This window comes from Corynebacterium hylobatis (genome assembly GCF_003955685.1).
Lineage (GTDB): Bacteria > Actinomycetota > Actinomycetes > Mycobacteriales > Mycobacteriaceae > Corynebacterium > Corynebacterium hylobatis.
Genome location: NZ_RXHJ01000016.1, coordinates 14,983 through 30,795, shown reverse-complemented (window position 1 = coordinate 30,795; position 15,813 = coordinate 14,983). Strand labels below are relative to the sequence as shown.

At 67.6% G+C, this 15,813-nt stretch carries 12 protein-coding genes; 6 read left to right on the top strand and 6 right to left on the bottom strand.

Annotation, left to right across the window (positions count from 1 at the left end; all coding sequences use genetic code 11):
- Window positions 1-50: 50 nt before the first annotated feature.
- The 3 genes from hflX to EAH68_RS11550 are packed head-to-tail and all read left to right on the top strand — an operon-like array spanning window position 51 to window position 3,440.
- On the top strand, window positions 51-1,595 hold the full coding sequence (gene hflX, locus EAH68_RS11560) for a GTPase HflX (RefSeq protein WP_126121499.1): 1,545 nt from the start codon (window positions 51-53) through the stop codon (window positions 1,593-1,595).
- 43 nt (window positions 1,596-1,638) lie between these two features.
- Window positions 1,639-2,946: a uracil-xanthine permease family protein gene (locus EAH68_RS11555; protein WP_126121498.1), complete on the top strand. Its 1,308-nt coding sequence runs from the start codon at window positions 1,639-1,641 to the stop codon at window positions 2,944-2,946.
- A 23-nt stretch (window positions 2,947-2,969) separates the two neighbouring features.
- Entirely contained in the window at window positions 2,970-3,440 is a 471-nt protein-coding gene (locus EAH68_RS11550; RefSeq protein WP_126121497.1) for a GyrI-like domain-containing protein, read from the top strand.
- 83 nt (window positions 3,441-3,523) lie between these two features.
- On the opposite strand, the gene EAH68_RS11545 is transcribed toward EAH68_RS11550, so the two are convergent.
- The 3 genes from EAH68_RS11545 to EAH68_RS11535 are packed head-to-tail and all read right to left on the bottom strand — an operon-like array spanning window position 3,524 to window position 6,852.
- A complete protein-coding gene (locus tag EAH68_RS11545) occupies window positions 3,524-3,793 on the bottom strand; it encodes an HPr family phosphocarrier protein (RefSeq protein WP_126121496.1) in 270 nt (89 codons plus the stop codon).
- 43 nt (window positions 3,794-3,836) lie between these two features.
- On the bottom strand, window positions 3,837-5,873 hold the full coding sequence (locus EAH68_RS11540) for a PTS fructose transporter subunit IIABC (protein ID WP_126121495.1): 2,037 nt from the start codon (window positions 5,871-5,873) through the stop codon (window positions 3,837-3,839).
- 16 nt (window positions 5,874-5,889) lie between these two features.
- Window positions 5,890-6,852 carry a 1-phosphofructokinase family hexose kinase gene (locus EAH68_RS11535; RefSeq protein WP_126121494.1) on the bottom strand — a complete coding sequence of 321 codons (963 nt, stop codon included), beginning with the start codon at window positions 6,850-6,852 and terminating at the stop codon, window positions 5,890-5,892.
- 338 nt (window positions 6,853-7,190) lie between these two features.
- Between EAH68_RS11535 and ptsP the strand changes: the two genes are divergently transcribed.
- Complete coding sequence (gene ptsP, locus EAH68_RS11530; RefSeq protein WP_126121493.1) at window positions 7,191-8,885, top strand: phosphoenolpyruvate--protein phosphotransferase; 1,695 nt, start codon at window positions 7,191-7,193, stop codon at window positions 8,883-8,885.
- Window positions 8,886-8,907: 22 nt separating this feature from the next.
- Here ptsP and sugR read toward each other — a convergent pair whose 3' ends face one another.
- Window positions 8,908-9,690 (bottom strand): transcriptional regulator SugR, encoded by a 783-nt coding sequence (sugR, locus tag EAH68_RS11525; RefSeq protein WP_126121492.1) that lies wholly within the window; start codon window positions 9,688-9,690, stop codon window positions 8,908-8,910.
- A 238-nt stretch (window positions 9,691-9,928) separates the two neighbouring features.
- Window positions 9,929-10,642, bottom strand: coding sequence for a transcriptional repressor LexA (gene lexA / locus EAH68_RS11520; RefSeq protein ID WP_126121491.1), 714 nt, complete (start codon window positions 10,640-10,642; stop codon window positions 9,929-9,931).
- Window positions 10,643-10,907: 265 nt separating this feature from the next.
- Here lexA and EAH68_RS11515 point away from each other — a divergent pair, with 265 nt between their 5' ends.
- Window positions 10,908-11,273, top strand: coding sequence for a hypothetical protein (locus EAH68_RS11515; RefSeq protein WP_126121490.1), 366 nt, complete (start codon window positions 10,908-10,910; stop codon window positions 11,271-11,273).
- 78 nt (window positions 11,274-11,351) lie between these two features.
- On the top strand, window positions 11,352-11,834 hold the full coding sequence (gene nrdR / locus EAH68_RS11510) for a transcriptional regulator NrdR (protein WP_126121489.1): 483 nt from the start codon (window positions 11,352-11,354) through the stop codon (window positions 11,832-11,834).
- Window positions 11,835-11,837: 3 nt separating this feature from the next.
- Here the strand turns inward: nrdR and hrpA are convergent, their stop codons facing one another.
- Window positions 11,838-15,746, bottom strand: coding sequence for an ATP-dependent RNA helicase HrpA (hrpA, locus tag EAH68_RS11505; protein ID WP_126121488.1), 3,909 nt, complete (start codon window positions 15,744-15,746; stop codon window positions 11,838-11,840).
- Between the last annotated feature and the right edge of the window lie 67 nt (window positions 15,747-15,813).

The window sequence follows — 15,813 nt, the reverse complement described above, 5'->3', positions numbered from 1 at the left end:
TGAGTGCCGGTGGTGGAGTTGGTTGACACGACGTGGGACAATGGTTGTCAATGACTGATGTTTCTGAGAACGACCGAGACCATGACGACCTGCTGGCCCGCGCCTTCCGCGACAACACGCCGCAGCCGCAGCTGCCGGAGGACCCCGGCACGGACCTGTCCGGCCTGCTCACCCCCACCACCGGCGAGCTGGATCTGGCGGAACGCAACCGCTTCCGCCGCGTCACCCGGGACACCGAGATCCGGGCGACAGACACCGAGGACATCACCGAGGTCGAGTACCGCAGGCTCCGCCTGGAGCAGGTGATCCTCGTCGGTGTATGGACCGAGGGGACCGTCGCCGAGGTCGAGGCCAACATGGCCGAACTCTCCGCCCTGGCGGAGACCGCCGGCGCAGAGGTCCTCGAGATGCTCTACCAGCGCCGCGACAAGCCGGACCCGGGCACCTACATCGGCTCCGGCAAGGTCCAGGAGCTCAAGGAGATCATCGCCGCGACCGACGCCGACACCGTCATCTGCGACGGTGAGCTCTCACCCGGTCAGCTCGTCGCGCTGGAGACCGCGCTGAACACCAAGGTCATCGACCGCACCATGCTCATCCTCGACATCTTCGCCCAGCATGCGAAGTCGAAGGAGGGCAAGGCCCAGGTCTCGCTGGCCCAGATGGAGTACCTCTACACCCGCGTGCGCGGCTGGGGCGGCAACCTCTCGCGCCAGGCCGGCGGCCGGGCCGGTTCCAACGGCGGTGTGGGTCTGCGTGGTCCGGGTGAGACCCGGATCGAGGCTGACCGCCGCCGTCTGCGCCAGGAGATGGCCAAACTACGCCGCGAACTCTCCGGGATGAAGACCGCCCGGGAGATCAAACGCCAGCGCCGCCAGTCCTCGACGATCCCGCAGATCGCCATCGCCGGCTACACCAACGCCGGCAAGTCCTCCCTCATCAACGCACTGACCGGTGCGGGCGTGCTGGTGGAGGACGCCCTGTTCGCCACCCTGGACCCCACGACCCGCCGCGCCGAACTGGCCGACGGCCGCGCCGTCGTCTTCACCGACACCGTCGGCTTCGTCCGACACCTGCCCACCCAGCTGGTCGAGGCCTTCAAATCGACCCTGGAGGAGGTGCTTGCCGCAGACCTGGTGCTGCATGTGGTCGACGGCTCCGACCCGTTCCCACTCAAACAGATCGAGGCGGTGAACAAGGTCATCTACGACATCGTCAAGGAGACCGGGGAGCAGGCCCCGCCGGAGCTGATCGTGGTGAACAAGATCGACCAGGCGGATCCCCTGGTGCTGGCCGAACTGCGGCACACCGTGGAGAAGGCCGTGTATATCTCCGCCATGACGGGGGAGGGGGTCCCCGAGCTGGAGGCGCGCATCGAGCTCTTCCTCAACTCGCTTGACGCCCACCTCGTCCTGCTCGTGCCCTTCACCCGCGGTGACATCATCTCCCGCCTCCACGAGTACGGCACCGTCCGCTCCGAGGAATACACCGGCGAAGGCACGCTCATCGACGTCCGCCTGCCGCGATCCCTCGCCGCGGAACTCGCGGAATTCGCCGTCGACCCTGAGCCGGAGACCACCCCCGAGGCGTCCTGACACCCGCGCGCTGGGGCGGGGCGCCGGGGACTACTGTTGAGCCGTGACTACCAACACCCCCAGTGAGCCCCGCAGCCGGTTCGGCTGGAACGTGCACGGTGACGGCCGGAAAATCCTTCCCGGCGCGGTCGTCGCTCCCGAGGAGCGGCTGAGCTGGCCCCGCACCATCGGCATCGGCATGCAGCATGTGGTCGCCATGTTCGGCGCCACCCTGCTGGTGCCCACCCTGACGGGTTTTCCCGTCAACACGACCCTGCTGTTCTCCGGTCTGGGCACGATGCTCTTCCTGCTGCTCACCCGCAACCGGCTGCCCAGTTACCTGGGTTCCTCCTTCGCCTTCATCGCCCCGCTCATGGCCAGCCAGCAGCACGGTATGGGTGCCCAGCTCGGCGGGGTGCTCGTCGCGGGTCTGGTGCTGGTGGCGGTGGGATTCGTGGTCAAGGCCGCCGGGCGACGGGTCCTGGATGCGGTCATGCCGCCGGCCGTCACGGGCGCGATCGTCGCCCTCATCGGTCTGAACCTGGCACCGGTGGCCACCACCAACTTCCAGTCCCAGCCGCTGGTGGCCACGGTGACGCTGGTGGCGATCGTGCTGGCCACCGTCGCGGGCCGGGGCATGGTGGCCCGCCTGGGCATCCTCATCGGCGTGGTCATCGGCTGGGCCTTCGCCGCGGTGACCGGCAACCTCGCGGAGGGCACCGGGGAGACGATCGCGCAGGCCGCCTGGTTCGGGTTGCCCGAGTTCCAGTCCCCGCAGTTCCAGCTCTCGGCGATCCTGGTGACCCTGCCGGTGGTCATCGTCCTCATCGCGGAGAACGTCGGCCACGTCAAGGCGGTCAGTGAGATGACCGGCCGCAACCTCGATGACCTGGCCGGTGACGCCCTGGTCGCCGACGGTCTGGCCACAACGCTGGCCGGTTCCTTCGGCGGTTCGGGTACCACGACCTACGCGGAGAACATCGGTGTCATGGCCGCCACCCGCGTGTACTCCACCGCCGCATACTGGGTCGCCGCCCTCACCGCGGTGGCCCTGGCTTTTGTGCCGAAATTCGGGGCCCTGATCTTCACCATCCCCGCCGGTGTGCTCGGCGGGGCGACGATCGTGCTCTACGGACTCATCGGCATGCTGGGTGTGCGCATCTGGCAGGACAACAACGTCAACTTCAATAACCCGGTCAACCTCACGGCCGCCGCGGTCGCCCTCATTGCGGGGGTGGGCAACCTGACCCTGACGGTCTTCGGTGTGGAGCTCGAGGGCATCGCCTGGGGCTCGGCCGGCATCCTCATCGCCTATCCGGTGCTGAAGAAGCTCTACACCACAATCGGTGAGGGAAAAGCCGCGAAGTTCTAGGCCGCGGCTTCTAGTCTGGGGACATGAGTGACCACACCACAGTCATCGTCCCCGCCCATATTCTCGTGGCCAGCCGCGAGACCGTCCCCACCGACAACATGACCGGCTACTTCGACGGCGCCTTCACCCGCGCACTGCAGGCGGTCCGCTCCGTCGGCGCCGAACCCGCCGGCCCCGCCCGCGCCTACTACTTCTCCCCGCTGACCGACGTGGTCGACATCGCCGGGGGATTTCCCGTCGCCGAGGAACACGCCGAGGCGCTGAGCGCGGCGCACCCCGATCTGGTCCACCGGATCCCGGAGCATGAGGCGTTCGTCCGGCGTCACACCGGCTCCTACGACGGGTTGGGTGCCGCGTGGCAGGAGCTCAGCGACCATGTCCGCTCCCTCGGCCGACCGACCGGGCCGGTGTTCTGGGAGGAATATGTCACCATGCCCACCCCGGAAGGGGATCCGGCGGAGATGATCACCGATCTCTACGCCACCTTCGCCTGAGCCGGCACACCCCGCACACAGCTGACGCCGCCCACCGGAAGATGGTGGGCGGCGTCAGTGATTCCAGGGGGACCAGCGGAAGACTAGGAGGCGTCCAGATCGGTTTCGATCAGGGCGGCGATCTTCTCCACGGCTGCGGCATTGTCCGAGGTGATGGTGACCTGGTCGCCCTTCTCGGCGCCGAGGGCCATGATCATGAGGGAGGACGCGGCATCCGCCTCCTCGCCGTCCTCGTCGCCGACCAGGGTCAGCAGGATCTCGTCGTCGTACTCGCCGGCGGCATCGGCGACGATGGCGGCGGGGCGGGCGTGGAGGCCGACTGCGGAGCCGACAGTGACGGTCTTGGAGGCCATGGGTGGGGGTCCTTTCGTTGATTATCAGGTGCTGGAGACCAGCTTAGGCACTGACTGGGGCCGCTGCCATGGCCTGGGAGGCCTTGTTGGGCCAGAACTGCTTGAGCGCGATGACCGCGATCGCCGAGACGACCGTGCCGGCGATGATCGCCAGGAGGAAGCCCCACCACGGGTCGATGGCGAAGAGCACGAACACACCGCCGTGCGGGGCGCGGGAACCCACACCCAGACCCATGGACACGGCACCCGTGACGGCACCGCCGACCATCATCGAGGGGATGACGCGCAGCGGGTCCGCGGCTGCGAAGGGGATCGCCCCCTCGGAGATGAAGGACAGACCCAGCAGCCAGGCGGACTTGCCGTTCTCCTGCTCCGCGGGGGTGAACAGTTTCTGGCGCACGATGGTGGCCATGGACAGGGCGATCGGCGGGACCATGCCGGCGGCCATGACCGCCGCCATGATCTGCATGGAGGACTCATCGCCGGTGGACAGACCCGCGGTGGCGAAGAGGTAGGCGGCCTTGTTCACCGGCCCACCGAGGTCGAAGCACATCATCAGGCCGAGGATGATGCCCAGCACCACCGCGGAGGAACCGGACATGGAGGACAGCCACTCGGTTAACCCGGTCATGAGATCCTCGAGTGGGCGACCCAGCAGTAGGAACATGACCAGCCCGACGAACAGTGAGGTCAGCAGCGGGATGATCACCACGGGCATGAGCGAGGACAACACCCGCGGCACCTTCCAGTTGCCGATCCAGTAGGCCACCAGGCCGGCGAGGATGCCCGTGACCAGACCGCCGATGAAGCCGGCACCGACGAGCACGGAGATGGCGCCACCGACGAAGCCGGGGGCGATACCGGGACGGCCGGCCAGTGCGAAGGCCGTGTAGCCCGACAGCGCGGCGACGATGAAGCCCATCGCCATCTGACCGGTGGCGAAGAGCACCGCACCCAGATACAGGCTCAGCCCCGCACGGTCGAAGGTCACCGTCGCCCCGTCAACCAGCACGTCGTTGCCGGGCAGGTTGGTCAGTGAGTGCTGCAGCGCGATGGCCTGCCAGCCGTTGGCCACGTCATAACCGCCCACGAGGAAGCCGAGGGCCAGCAGCAGACCACCGGCGGCGACGAAGGGGATCATGTAGGACACGCCGGTCATCACGGCCTGCTGGATGCGGCGGGCCCAACCCAGCTGCGCCGCCTGCCCGGTGCTCTCCGTGGTGGCCGGTCCCGCCGCCACGCGCCGGGCGTCGGGGTTGACGGCCGCGGCGAGTGCCTCGTCGATCATCTTCGCGGGTTCGTTGATGGCACGTTTGACGGGGGATTCGATGACGGGTTTACCGGCGAAGCGTTCCTTGTCGCGCACCCCGACGTCGGTGGCGAAGATGACGGCGTCAGCGTTGCGGATGATCTCCGGGTCGATCGCCTTCGTGGAGGAGGAACCCTGGGTCTCCACGACGAGTTCAACGTCGTCACGCCCCTGCGCTGTCTGGGTGAGGGCGTCAGCGGCCATGTAGGTGTGCGCGATGCCGGTGGGGCAGGAGGTCACCGCGACGATCCGGGTGACCTGTGCGCCGGCCGGGGTGGCCGGCGCCTGTTCCGGCTGTGGTTCGGGCTGCTTCCCGACGCCCCCTTCACCCACCACCTCCGAGACCGCGGCGACGATGTCCTCCGGGGTTTCTGCGGCGCGGAGCCGGTCGACGAAGTCGCCGCGCACGAGCGCGCGGGCGAGTTTGGACAGGATCTTCAGGTGCGCCTTACCCCCGCCCTCCGGGGCGGCGATGAGGAAGACCAGGTCAGCGTCCCCGTCCGGGCCGCCGAAATCCACTGCCTGCGACAGGCGTGCGAAAGCCAGAGTGGGCTCGGTCACGGCCGCGGAACGGCAGTGGGGGATGGCCACCCTGCCCGGCACCCCGGTGGGGTTCTGGGCCTCGCGGGCCAGGGCGGCGTCGGCAAGCAGGGCGGCGGAGGTGGCACGGCCGGACTCGTGGACGAGACCGGCCAGGGCCGTGATGACATCGGTGGTGGTGGACCCGAGGTCTGCGTCCAGACGGACCAGATCGGTGGTGATGATCGACATGGAATACCTCTGCGTCTTAAAGGGCACGCACGTGCGTGTCGGTGAGATTCAGTTGAGCAGGGGACGGGATGGTGGTGCCTGGCAGCCCGGTGGCGGCTGTGCCGTAGGCTACCGCCCGGGTGAGGCAGTCGGCAGGTCCGTCGCCCTCCGCCCGGGCAATGAGATAGCCGGCCAGCGAGCTGTCGCCAGCCCCGACGGTGGACCTGACCTCGACGGGCGGCGGCGTGGCGAACCAGGCCCCCTCCCGGGTGACCAGAGCCGCCCCGGAGGCACCCAGGGTGACCAGGACCTCGTTGATGCCCCGCTCGATGACCATCCGGGCGGCGGCGACGACCTCCTCGAAATCACCGGCCGCGGCCGCCTGCTCCAGGGCTTCACCGTCACGGTCGACCAGCTGGCCCAGCTCCAGGCCGTTCGGTTTGATCAGGGTGGGCGCTGCCCGCTCCAGACCCTGGCCCAGCGCCCGGATCGCGGCATCCGAGGTGTCCACCGCGATGGGCAGGTCCGGGTGGGTGGCCCGCACGGTGGCGATGAGGTCGGTGTACCAGCCGACGGGGACCCCGGGTGGCAGGGAACCGGCCATGACCAGCCAGGAGGAGCTGGCTGCGAGTTGGGTGACGGTCTCCTCGACCACCTTGCGGACGCGGTCGTCGATGGTGGCGCCGAGGCCGTTGATCTTTGTGGTCGTGCCGTCAGGTTCGGCGATGGTGGTGTTGATGCGCACGCCCTCCTCAACGGGGATCGCGTGGAAGGGGATCTCGGTCTGGCGGGTCAGGGCCACGAAGGGGTCGTTGCCTCCGGCGGGGAAAACCGCCAGGGTGTGCTTCCCCGCGAGCAGCATCGCGTGCGAGACGTTGACACCCTTGCCTCCGGCGACCTGGGTGATCGAGGTCGGCCGTTGCACGTGGCCGCGGCGCAGCTCTGAGTCCAGTTGCATGGTGGCGTCGATGCTGGGGTTCGGTGTCAAGGTGAGTATCACTGTCGGCTCCCTGTCCGGTCGGGAAAATCTGGATTGCGGTTGCAGGTGGGGCGCAGGCCCCGGACCGCCCGGCACCCCGGCCGGGAACCGGCCGATGCCGTGATCTGACTCAAGCGTATGGCGTTGTCGACGGGCACATGCCCGTCTCAGGGGGTGTCAACGCTCCGTTATGGAAATGATGAACTAAGTCACACTCAATGTTGTTGTGTGACCTGATTATTGTCCGATCATGTCCGATTGTCAAGGATTGCGGTTGCCCGGATCATTGCGAAACGGTGGATTCTGTGGTGTTCTGGAGGTCACACCACCCTTTTTCTGTGAGATGGGAGTCAGGATTCATGGAATCTGCCCGCAGCACCTCCGAAGCAGCATCCCTCAAGGGCACCGGCGTCGTCGCCGGCATCGCCTATGCCCCGGCCGTATGGGTGCGCCCCCGGCCGGACCTGCCGGAAGCCGGCCGGACCATCGCCGAGGACGCCCACGACAGCGAGTTCGGTCGCTTCACCGCCGCTGCGGACACTGTCGCGGGGCGCCTGTCGGCCCGCGCGGAGACCGTGGAGGGGGCCGCCGCCGAGGTACTCACCGCCACCGTGGGCATGGTCAATGACCGCGGCTGGCGCCGGGGGGTGAAGAAGAACATCGGCTTCGGTCACCCGGCCGAATACGCCACCGTCGCCGCCACCCAGAAATTCATCGACATGTTCGAGGCTGCCGGGGGAGTGATGGCCGAGCGCACCACGGATCTGCGGGACATCCGCGACCGCGTCATCGCCGAGCTGCGTGGTGAGGAGGAGCCCGGCCTGCCCGACATCGAGGGCGAGGCCGTTCTCTTCGCAGACGATCTCTCGCCTGCCGACACCGCCACCCTGGACACCTCCCACGTTGTCGGCCTGGTCACCGAGCTCGGCGGGCCCACCAGCCACACCGCGATCATCGCCCGCCAGCTGAACCTGCCGTGCATCGTTGCCGCCGGGAAGAAGATACGCCAGATCACCGCCGGCGAAGTCGTGCTTGTCGACGGCGCCCGTGGCACCGTCACCCGCAACGCCGATGAGGCCTCCTCCCGCGCAGCCCTCGCAGAGTTCCGCGAGCGGGCCGCGGTCATCGCCCAGTGGCGTGGCCCCGCTCAGACCACGGACGGCCACCGTGTCCAGCTGCTGGCCAATGTCGCCGACGGCAACGCCGCCCGCCTCGCCGCCGAGGCTCAGGTGGAAGGGGTGGGCCTCTACCGCACCGAGTTGAGCTTCCTGTCGACCTCCGCGGAACCCACCGTCGAGGAGCAGGCGGCGGTCTACCGGAAGGTCCTCGAGGCCTTCCCTGACTCGAAGGTGGTCATCCGGACCCTGGATGCGGGATCGGACAAACCCATCGCCTACGCCACCTTGAGCGAAGAGGAGAACCCGGCCCTGGGCGTGCGCGGCCTGCGTCTCGCACGGGAGAACGAGGGGTTGATGACCCGCCAGCTCGATGCGATCGCCCTGGCCGCCGAAGGGCGCAGCGAGGACGCCCCCACCTGGGTGATGGCACCCATGGTGGCCACCGAACAGGAGGCCGAGTGGTTCGCGGGCCTGTGCCGTGACCGGGGGCTCACCCCGGGGGCGATGGTCGAGGTGCCGGCCGCGGCCCTGATGTCCGACCAGCTGATGCCGCACCTGGACTTCGTCTCCATCGGCACCAACGATCTCACCCAGTACACGATGGCCGCCGACCGGCTCTCCCCGCAGCTGGCCTATCTCACGGACCCGTGGCAGCCGGCGGTGCTGCGCCTGGTGCAGGAGACCTGCCGGGTCGGTGCCCTCACCAGCACCCCCGTCGGTGTCTGTGGCGAGGCCGCAGCGGATCCGCTGCTGGCATGCGTGCTCACGGGGCTGGGTGTGTCCTCCCTGTCCGCGGCCGCGACGGCGGTGGCCGGGGTCGGGGCGCAGCTGGCCGAGGTGGATCTGGCCTCCTGCCAGCGGGCGGCCGAGGAGGTCCTCGGGGCCGCAGGCCCGGATGAGGCGCGCGAGGTGGCCCGCCGGGTCCTGCTCAGCTGATCCCTGCGGCCGGGCGCGGAGGTCAGTCGTCGGCGATGATGACCTCGACCTCGCGCTCGCGCAGGTTCGCCAGGTAGGACTCCGGGGCGGAGGAGTCGGTGATGAGGACGTCGATGTCATTGATGCTGGCGAAACTGACCAGGTAGTCGGTGCCCAGCTTGGTGGAGTCGCAGAGGACGACCACCTTGTGCGCATTGGTCACCATCGCTGACTTGATGGCCGCCTCCTGGGCATCAGCGGTCGACAGGCCGTGGTCCAGGGTCAGGGCATTGGTACCGATGAACGCGACGTCCGCCCGCATGAGCGCCAGTGTCCGCAGGGCGGTGTCACCGACCACGGCCTGGGTGATGGCCCGGACCGAACCCCCGAGCAACTGCACCTCCCGCAGTCCCTTGTTGGCCAGATTCAGTGAGATGGGCAGGCTGTTGGTCACGATCGACCACTGGCCGGCGTTGGGCTGCTCGGCGATGAGGTCCGCCAGCGTACCGATGGTGGAACCGGAGTCGAGGAAGAGACCACGGTGAGGTTCCGGCAGGAAGCGCAGGGCCGCGCGCGCGATCGCCGATTTGGCGGTGGGGGCGGAACGGAATCGGGCATCGAGGGAGAACTCGGTGGTCTGGAAGCTCTGGCTGGCAACAGCTCCGCCATGGACTCGGTGCACCACCCCCTCCCTGTCGAGCACAGCGAGATCGCGGCGGATCGTCTCAGCGGTCACGTCGAAACGATTGGCCAGTTCAGTGACGTTGACCCGCCCCTCAACGGCGGTGAGGGAGGCGATCTGTCGCCGGCGTTCCTCTGCATACATGGATCCTCCTCGGATGCCTCGCAGCAAGACATCGGACAGTGGGGGAATGTCTGTTTCTGCCATTGTTCCAAAATAACGGGCAGCGCGGGAGGGAATGCCGATCAAGCAGTAGGAATGGGGGAGGAATAAGGGGCGGGAACGGGCTCGCCCCCGGGCCCGCCCGCCCCTACTGTCCGTCCGTTCCGGTGGGATGATGTGGGTTTTTGCCGTGCCGGTTGCCCGGATCCGGCGATGCGCATCAGAGCTTGCGGAACACCGAGACGATCTTGCCCATGATCTCCGCCTTGTCGCCCGGGATGGGGGCGAAGTCCTCATTATGGGGCAGCAGCCAGATGCCGGTGGAATCCTTGTGGAACTCCTTCGCGGTGGCCTCTCCCTCGATAAGTGCGGCGACGAACTCGCCCTGCTCGGCGACAGGTTGGGAACGCACAACCACCCAGTCGCCGTCGAGGATGCCGGCGTTCTTCATCGACTCGCCCACGACCTGCAGCATGAACAGCTCGCCGTCACCGACCAGGTCGGCCGGCAGCGGATAGTACTCCTCGACCTCCTGTTCAGCCAGGATCGGGGAGCCGGCCGCGATCCGGCCGACCACCGGGATGAAGTTCGCGGCAGTGGCCCCGGCGGGCGCCTGGGGGCCCTTCGCGCCGGCGCGGCGGCCCGGCTTCTTCCCCATATCGGTGGAGGGGAGGGTGCGGACATCCACGGCACGTGGCTTATTCGGGTCACGGCGCAGGAAGCCCTTCTTCTCCAGCTGGTTGAGCTGGTAGGCCACGGAGGAGGTGGACTGCAGGCCGGCGGCATCACCGATCTCCCGGATGCTCGGCGGGTAACCGCGCAGCACTACGGCATCCCGGATGACCTCCAGGATCCGTCGCTGCCGGTCCGAGAGGGTGGCGGGATCGGGCTTGCCCGAAGGGGTGGGACTACTGGTTTTGCTCTTACGGGTCATGGTCCTTACTCGCTCCTTGGGTACGAGGTCGGTGGTGCGGGTGGCGACTGTTCGAATGGTCCGCGCTCAGCGTGCCATTCACCTGATACATGTGTACCACGTTCTGGTACGGATGTTCGACTGATCTGCCGGTTCCGTGGACAAAGTTTCCGGCTGGTGCTATAAATCGAACATACCATCTAGTTCGAACATCTGAACGGTGTTTCTGTTCGAATCTGTTGGGCATTCCCGATATTCTCGCCGTAGTCAACGAAAGGGTCCCGTGATGACCACCTTCCGCAACCGTTCCAGTGCAGGTGACAGCGATCAGGGCAGTGGTGGCAGCCGTGTGTCTGCAGCTGCCGTGTGGGAGCCCTCGGGCTTCAATGAGGGCAGCGCCGCCGAGCGGCACGTTCGAACGCTCCGTCCGTGGCCTCGAACGCAGGGGCGGGAAACCGCGAACGGTATGGAGGTGTGGGGGAACGACCATGCGGAGCAGGGGACCGGCCCCCGGGAGACCGGCCTGACCTATCTTCTCGGAGCCCTGCTGGGTCTGGCGGTGGCCAGCGCCTGCCTGGTGGGGACAGGTGAGGAGGATGCCCCCGCCTCCCCGACTGTCGCGGAACGCCCCGTCGTCCCGCAGAACGGTTAGGGCCACCGCTCCCGGCGGGTAGGATCAGTGCCAGTGATTTCTGCCGGTCCCGTCCCCGAAAGGTACTGAAGACACGCCGTGTACTGCCCGTTCTGCCACCATGACCACTCCAGAGTCATCGATTCGCGCATCATCGACGCGGGAACCGCCATCCGTCGTCGCCGGGAGTGCACCAAATGCGGCGGGCGTTTCACCACGATCGAGAAAGCCGTGCTGCTGGTGGTCAAGCGCAACGGCGTCACCGAGCCCTTCAGCCGTGACAAGGTCATTCTGGGTGTGCGCCGCGCCTGCCAGGGCCGCGATGTCTCCGACGACGCACTCAAACGCCTGGCCCAGCAGGTGGAGGAGATCGTCCGTTCCCAGGGCAGTTCGCAGGTGGATGCCAACGACATCGGACTGGCCATCCTCGAACCCCTCCGGGCCCTGGATGAGGTGGCCTACCTGCGTTTCGCCTCGGTGTACAAGTCCTTCGAGTCCGCGGAGGACTTCGAGTCGGAGATCCGACTCATGCGTCGCCGCGCCCGTGAGGAGGAGACCGCAGCCGCAGCCCTGGAGGGCTGAGCGTCAGCGCAGCTTGTCCACGGCCTTCTGGATCCGGCGCAGGGAGATGGGGCGGGCGGTTCCCAGCCGCTGGGCGAAGAGGCTGACCCGCAGCTCCTCGATCATCCAGCGGATGTCCTTGACCTCGCGTGTCTTCTCCCTGCCTTTCGGCAGCTTCGCCAGGCGCAGGTTGAGATAGGTCTGCGCCTCCTCGACCTCGTCCTGGCGGTCAGCGTCCTTGTCCGGGTCCTGCCCCATCTCCTCGAGCCGGATACGCACTGCCTGCAGGTAGCGGGGGAGATGCCGCAGCTGTGCTGCCCCGTGGATGGTCACGGCGTTGCGCGGCAGGAGGAACTCCAGCTGGGCCTTCATGTCGTCGATGGCCCCACCGCTCCACTTCGCAAGCTCTTCGGCCACGGACTGGTACTCGATCAACGCGGGTGCCAGGGAGACCACCGTGCGGCGGACCGCACCGGGTACATCGGGGGAGACCTTCTTCTTCAGCTCCTCGAATTCCTCCGGGGACCGCACCGGACCACCGTGCTCGAGCATCAGATCACGGATGGCGGCGACACGGGCATCCTCGACGAGGCCTGCGGCCCCACCATGGGGATAGTTGTCCACCGCGACCCGCTGCTGCAGCGGCAACCCCTTGGTCATCTGGCTCGCGTTGACGGTGATCTCCCGGATCAGCAGCGTCAGCGTGGCGGTGATCATGGATGCCTCCGCAGCGGCTTTCGTGGGGTGCACGCGGATCTCCACGCCACCCGGGGTGGCCACCAGTGCGGGGTAGGCGGTGACCTCGTGGCCGTCGACCACCGTGGTGACCTCCTCAGCGACGGTACCCAGATTCTCCGGGGTCCACTTCGCCACGGCCTGGGATTCGCTGGTGCGGGAGACCTTCGACACCGAGGACCGGATGGAGCCTGCGTTGCGGTCAATCAGGGCGCGCAGGTCCTTGTCGGCGTCGACGACCTTGGCCCGTTTGTCCACGGCTCCGAAGGTCATCTTCAGGTGCGCGGGCAGCGCGGAGGGCCGGAAGTCCCCTGCGGAGATCATGCGTCCGCCCAGGGAACGCAGGACCTCGGCGAGCTGCTCCACCACGGGTCCCTCGTGGGGGATCAGGCGGGACACGGCACGGGCGGCGTAGTCCGGGGCGGGCACCACGGTCCGGCGCAGTTCCTTCGGCAGGGTGCGGATGAGCTCAGTGATCAGCTCCTCACGCAGGCCGGGCACCAGCCAGTCGAAGCCCTCGCGGTCCATGCCGGCCAGCAGCGGGATGGGCACGAGGATGGTCACACCGTCCTGCGGGTGGCCGGGTTCGAAGCGGTACTCGAGGTCGTAGTCGATGCTGCCCTTGCGCCAGGTGTCGGGGAAGGCCTCCTCGGTGATGGAACCGGCGTCGTCACCCAGGAGCGCCTCGGGGTCGAAGTCGAGCAGCTGCGGGTTGTCCTGCCTCTCCTTCTTCCACCAGCTGTCGAAGTGGCGACCGGTGGTCACGGTCTGGGGCAGGCGGGAGTCGTAGAAGTCGAAGAGGGTGTCCTCGTCGACGAGGATGCCGCGGCGGCGGGCCTTCTCCTCGATCTCCGCGGCGGCCTCGAGTTTCTCCACGTTGGAGTGGAAGAACGTGTGGTGGGTGGTCCAGTCGCCCTCGATGAGGGCGTGCCGGATGAACATGTCGCGGGCTGCCTCGGGATCGACCCGGTGATAGGGGACCGTCCGGTCGGCGATGATGGTCACACCGTAGAGGGTGGACTTCTGGTGGGCGATGCCGGAGGCGCGCTTCCGGGACCAGGCCGGTTCGGAGTACTGGTGCTTGAGCAGCGGGCCGGCGAGTTTCTCCACCCAGGCTGGTTCAATCTTCGCCACGTCGCGGGCCCACAGGCGGGAGGTCTCCACCAGTTCGGCGGCCATGATGAACTCCGGCGGTTTCTTGGCCAGGGAGGAACCGGGGAAGATCATGAAGCGGGTGCCGCGCGCGCCCTTGAACTCGCGGGTGTTGCCGTCCCGGGAACCGATGTGGGAGAGCAGGCCGGCGAGCAGTGACTGGTGGATGGCATCAGGGTTGCGGTCACCGGTGACGTCGTGACGCGTCGACCAGCCGAGCTGGCGGGTGACCTCACGCAGCTGCCGGACCAGGTCGTACCACTCGCGGATGCGCATGTAGTGGAGGAACTCGGCTTTCATGCGGCGACGGAAGGCGTTGCCGGTCAGGTCGTCGCGGGACTGGTTGATGTAGTCCCACAGTTTCAGGGAACTGAGGAAGTCACTGGTGGTGTCCTTGAAGCGGGCGTGCTTCTGGTCGGCCTGGGCCTGTTGCTCCAGGGGGCGTTCGCGCACGTCCTGGATGGTCATCGCGGCGACGATGACGATGAGGGGATCGAGCTCACCGAGGCGGTTGGCCTCCACGAGCATGCGCGCCATGCGGGGGTCGACGGGGATGCGGGCGATGTCGCGGCCCACGGGGGTGAGGACCGGCTGACCGTCGCTTTCCTCATTGGTCAGGGCGCCCAGTTCGTGGAGCAGGAGGAGGCCGTCCCGGATGGCGCGGTTCTCCGGGGGCTGCACGAAGGGGAATTCGGCGATGTCCCCCAGGCGCATGAGTGCCATCTGGAGGATGACGCTGGCGAGGTTGGTGCGCAGGATCTCCGGGTCGGTGAACTCGGGACGCGAGTTGAAGTCCTCCTCCGAGTAGAGGCGGATGGCGATGCCGTCGGCCACACGGCCACAGCGGCCCGAACGCTGGTTCGCGCTGGCCTGCGAAACCGGCTCGATGGGCAGACGCTGGACCTTGTTGCGGGTGGAGTAGCGCGAGATACGCGCCGTACCGGTGTCCACGACATAACGGATGCCGGGCACGGTCAGCGACGTCTCGGCGATGTTGGTCGACAGCACGATGCGTCGGCCGGAGTGCGGCTGGAACACGCGGTGCTGCTCCTGGTTGGACAGGCGACCGAACAGCGGGGTGACCTCCACGCCCTTCCACTTCCGCCCCTCGATGGCCTCCATCGCGTCGCGGATGTCGCGTTCACCGGGGAAGAAGCAGAGGATGTCACCGGGACCCTCGAGCATGAGCTCCTCGCAGGCCTCGCACAACGCGTCCATGGGGTCCTGGTCGATGACCTTCCCGTCGCGTTCAAACTCCATGGGCCGGTAGCGGATCTCCACCGGGAAGGTACGGCCGGAGACCTCGATGATGGGGGCGGGCTCACCCTCGGCGTCGGCGAAGTGCTCCGCGAACCGTTCGGGGTCGATCGTCGCGGAGGTGATGATGACCTTCAGGTCCGGCCGCTTCGGCAGCAGCCGGCGCAGGTAGCCCAGCAGGAAGTCGATGTTGAGGGAACGTTCGTGGGCCTCGTCGATGATGAGTGTGTCGTAGGCGTTGAGGAAACGGTCCCGCTGCATCTCGGCGAGCAGGATGCCGTCGGTCATGAGCTTGACGGCGGAGGTGGCGGAGACGCGGTCGTCGAAACGGATCGCGTAACCGACGGTCCCACCGATCTCCTGGCCGAGCTCCTCCGCGATACGCTCGGCGACGGTGCGGGCCGCCAGGCGCCGCGGCTGGGTGTGCCCGATCAGGCCACGCCGGCCACGGCCCAGCTCCAGGCAGATCTTCGGGATCTGCGTGGTCTTACCGGAGCCGGTCTCACCGGCGATGATGACGACCTGGTTGTTCTCGATCGCCTCGGCGATGTCCTCGCGCCGGGCGGAGACAGGCAGGGATTCGGGGTACTCGATCTCGGGGATACCGGCCTCGATGAGGGCGCGCTTCTCGACGGCGCGTTCCACATCCGCCGCGATCGCCGCCAGCGCCTTCGGGGCGCGGGCCTTGTGCAGGCGACGGCGGAAGGAGCGCTCGTCGGCAAGCGAGACATCGGCGAGTCGCTGGAGGAGGGATTCGCGGGTGACCGGGGCTGCAGAAGGATTAGACATGATTGACGCCAGATCCTACCGCTTACCGCCCCTTCGCCTATCGTTGGTCGCGTACCAGACCGCGAGA

Bases quoted from the DNA above. Each gene is read 5' to 3' on its own strand.
- hflX (WP_126121499.1), top strand. From the start codon at position 51: ATGACTGATGTTTCTGAGAACGACCGAGACCATGACGACCTGCTGGCC.
- EAH68_RS11550 (WP_126121497.1), top strand. From the start codon at position 2,970: ATGAGTGACCACACCACAGTCATCGTCCCCGCCCATATTCTCGTGGCC.
- EAH68_RS11545 (WP_126121496.1), bottom strand. From the start codon at position 3,793: ATGGCCTCCAAGACCGTCACTGTCGGCTCCGCAGTCGGCCTCCACGCC.
- EAH68_RS11540 (WP_126121495.1), bottom strand. From the start codon at position 5,873: ATGTCGATCATCACCACCGATCTGGTCCGTCTGGACGCAGACCTCGGG.
- ptsP (WP_126121493.1), top strand. From the start codon at position 7,191: ATGGAATCTGCCCGCAGCACCTCCGAAGCAGCATCCCTCAAGGGCACC.
- sugR (WP_126121492.1), bottom strand. From the start codon at position 9,690: ATGTATGCAGAGGAACGCCGGCGACAGATCGCCTCCCTCACCGCCGTT.
- lexA (WP_126121491.1), bottom strand. From the start codon at position 10,642: ATGACCCGTAAGAGCAAAACCAGTAGTCCCACCCCTTCGGGCAAGCCC.
- EAH68_RS11515 (WP_126121490.1), top strand. From the start codon at position 10,908: ATGACCACCTTCCGCAACCGTTCCAGTGCAGGTGACAGCGATCAGGGC.
- hrpA (WP_126121488.1), bottom strand. From the start codon at position 15,746: ATGTCTAATCCTTCTGCAGCCCCGGTCACCCGCGAATCCCTCCTCCAG.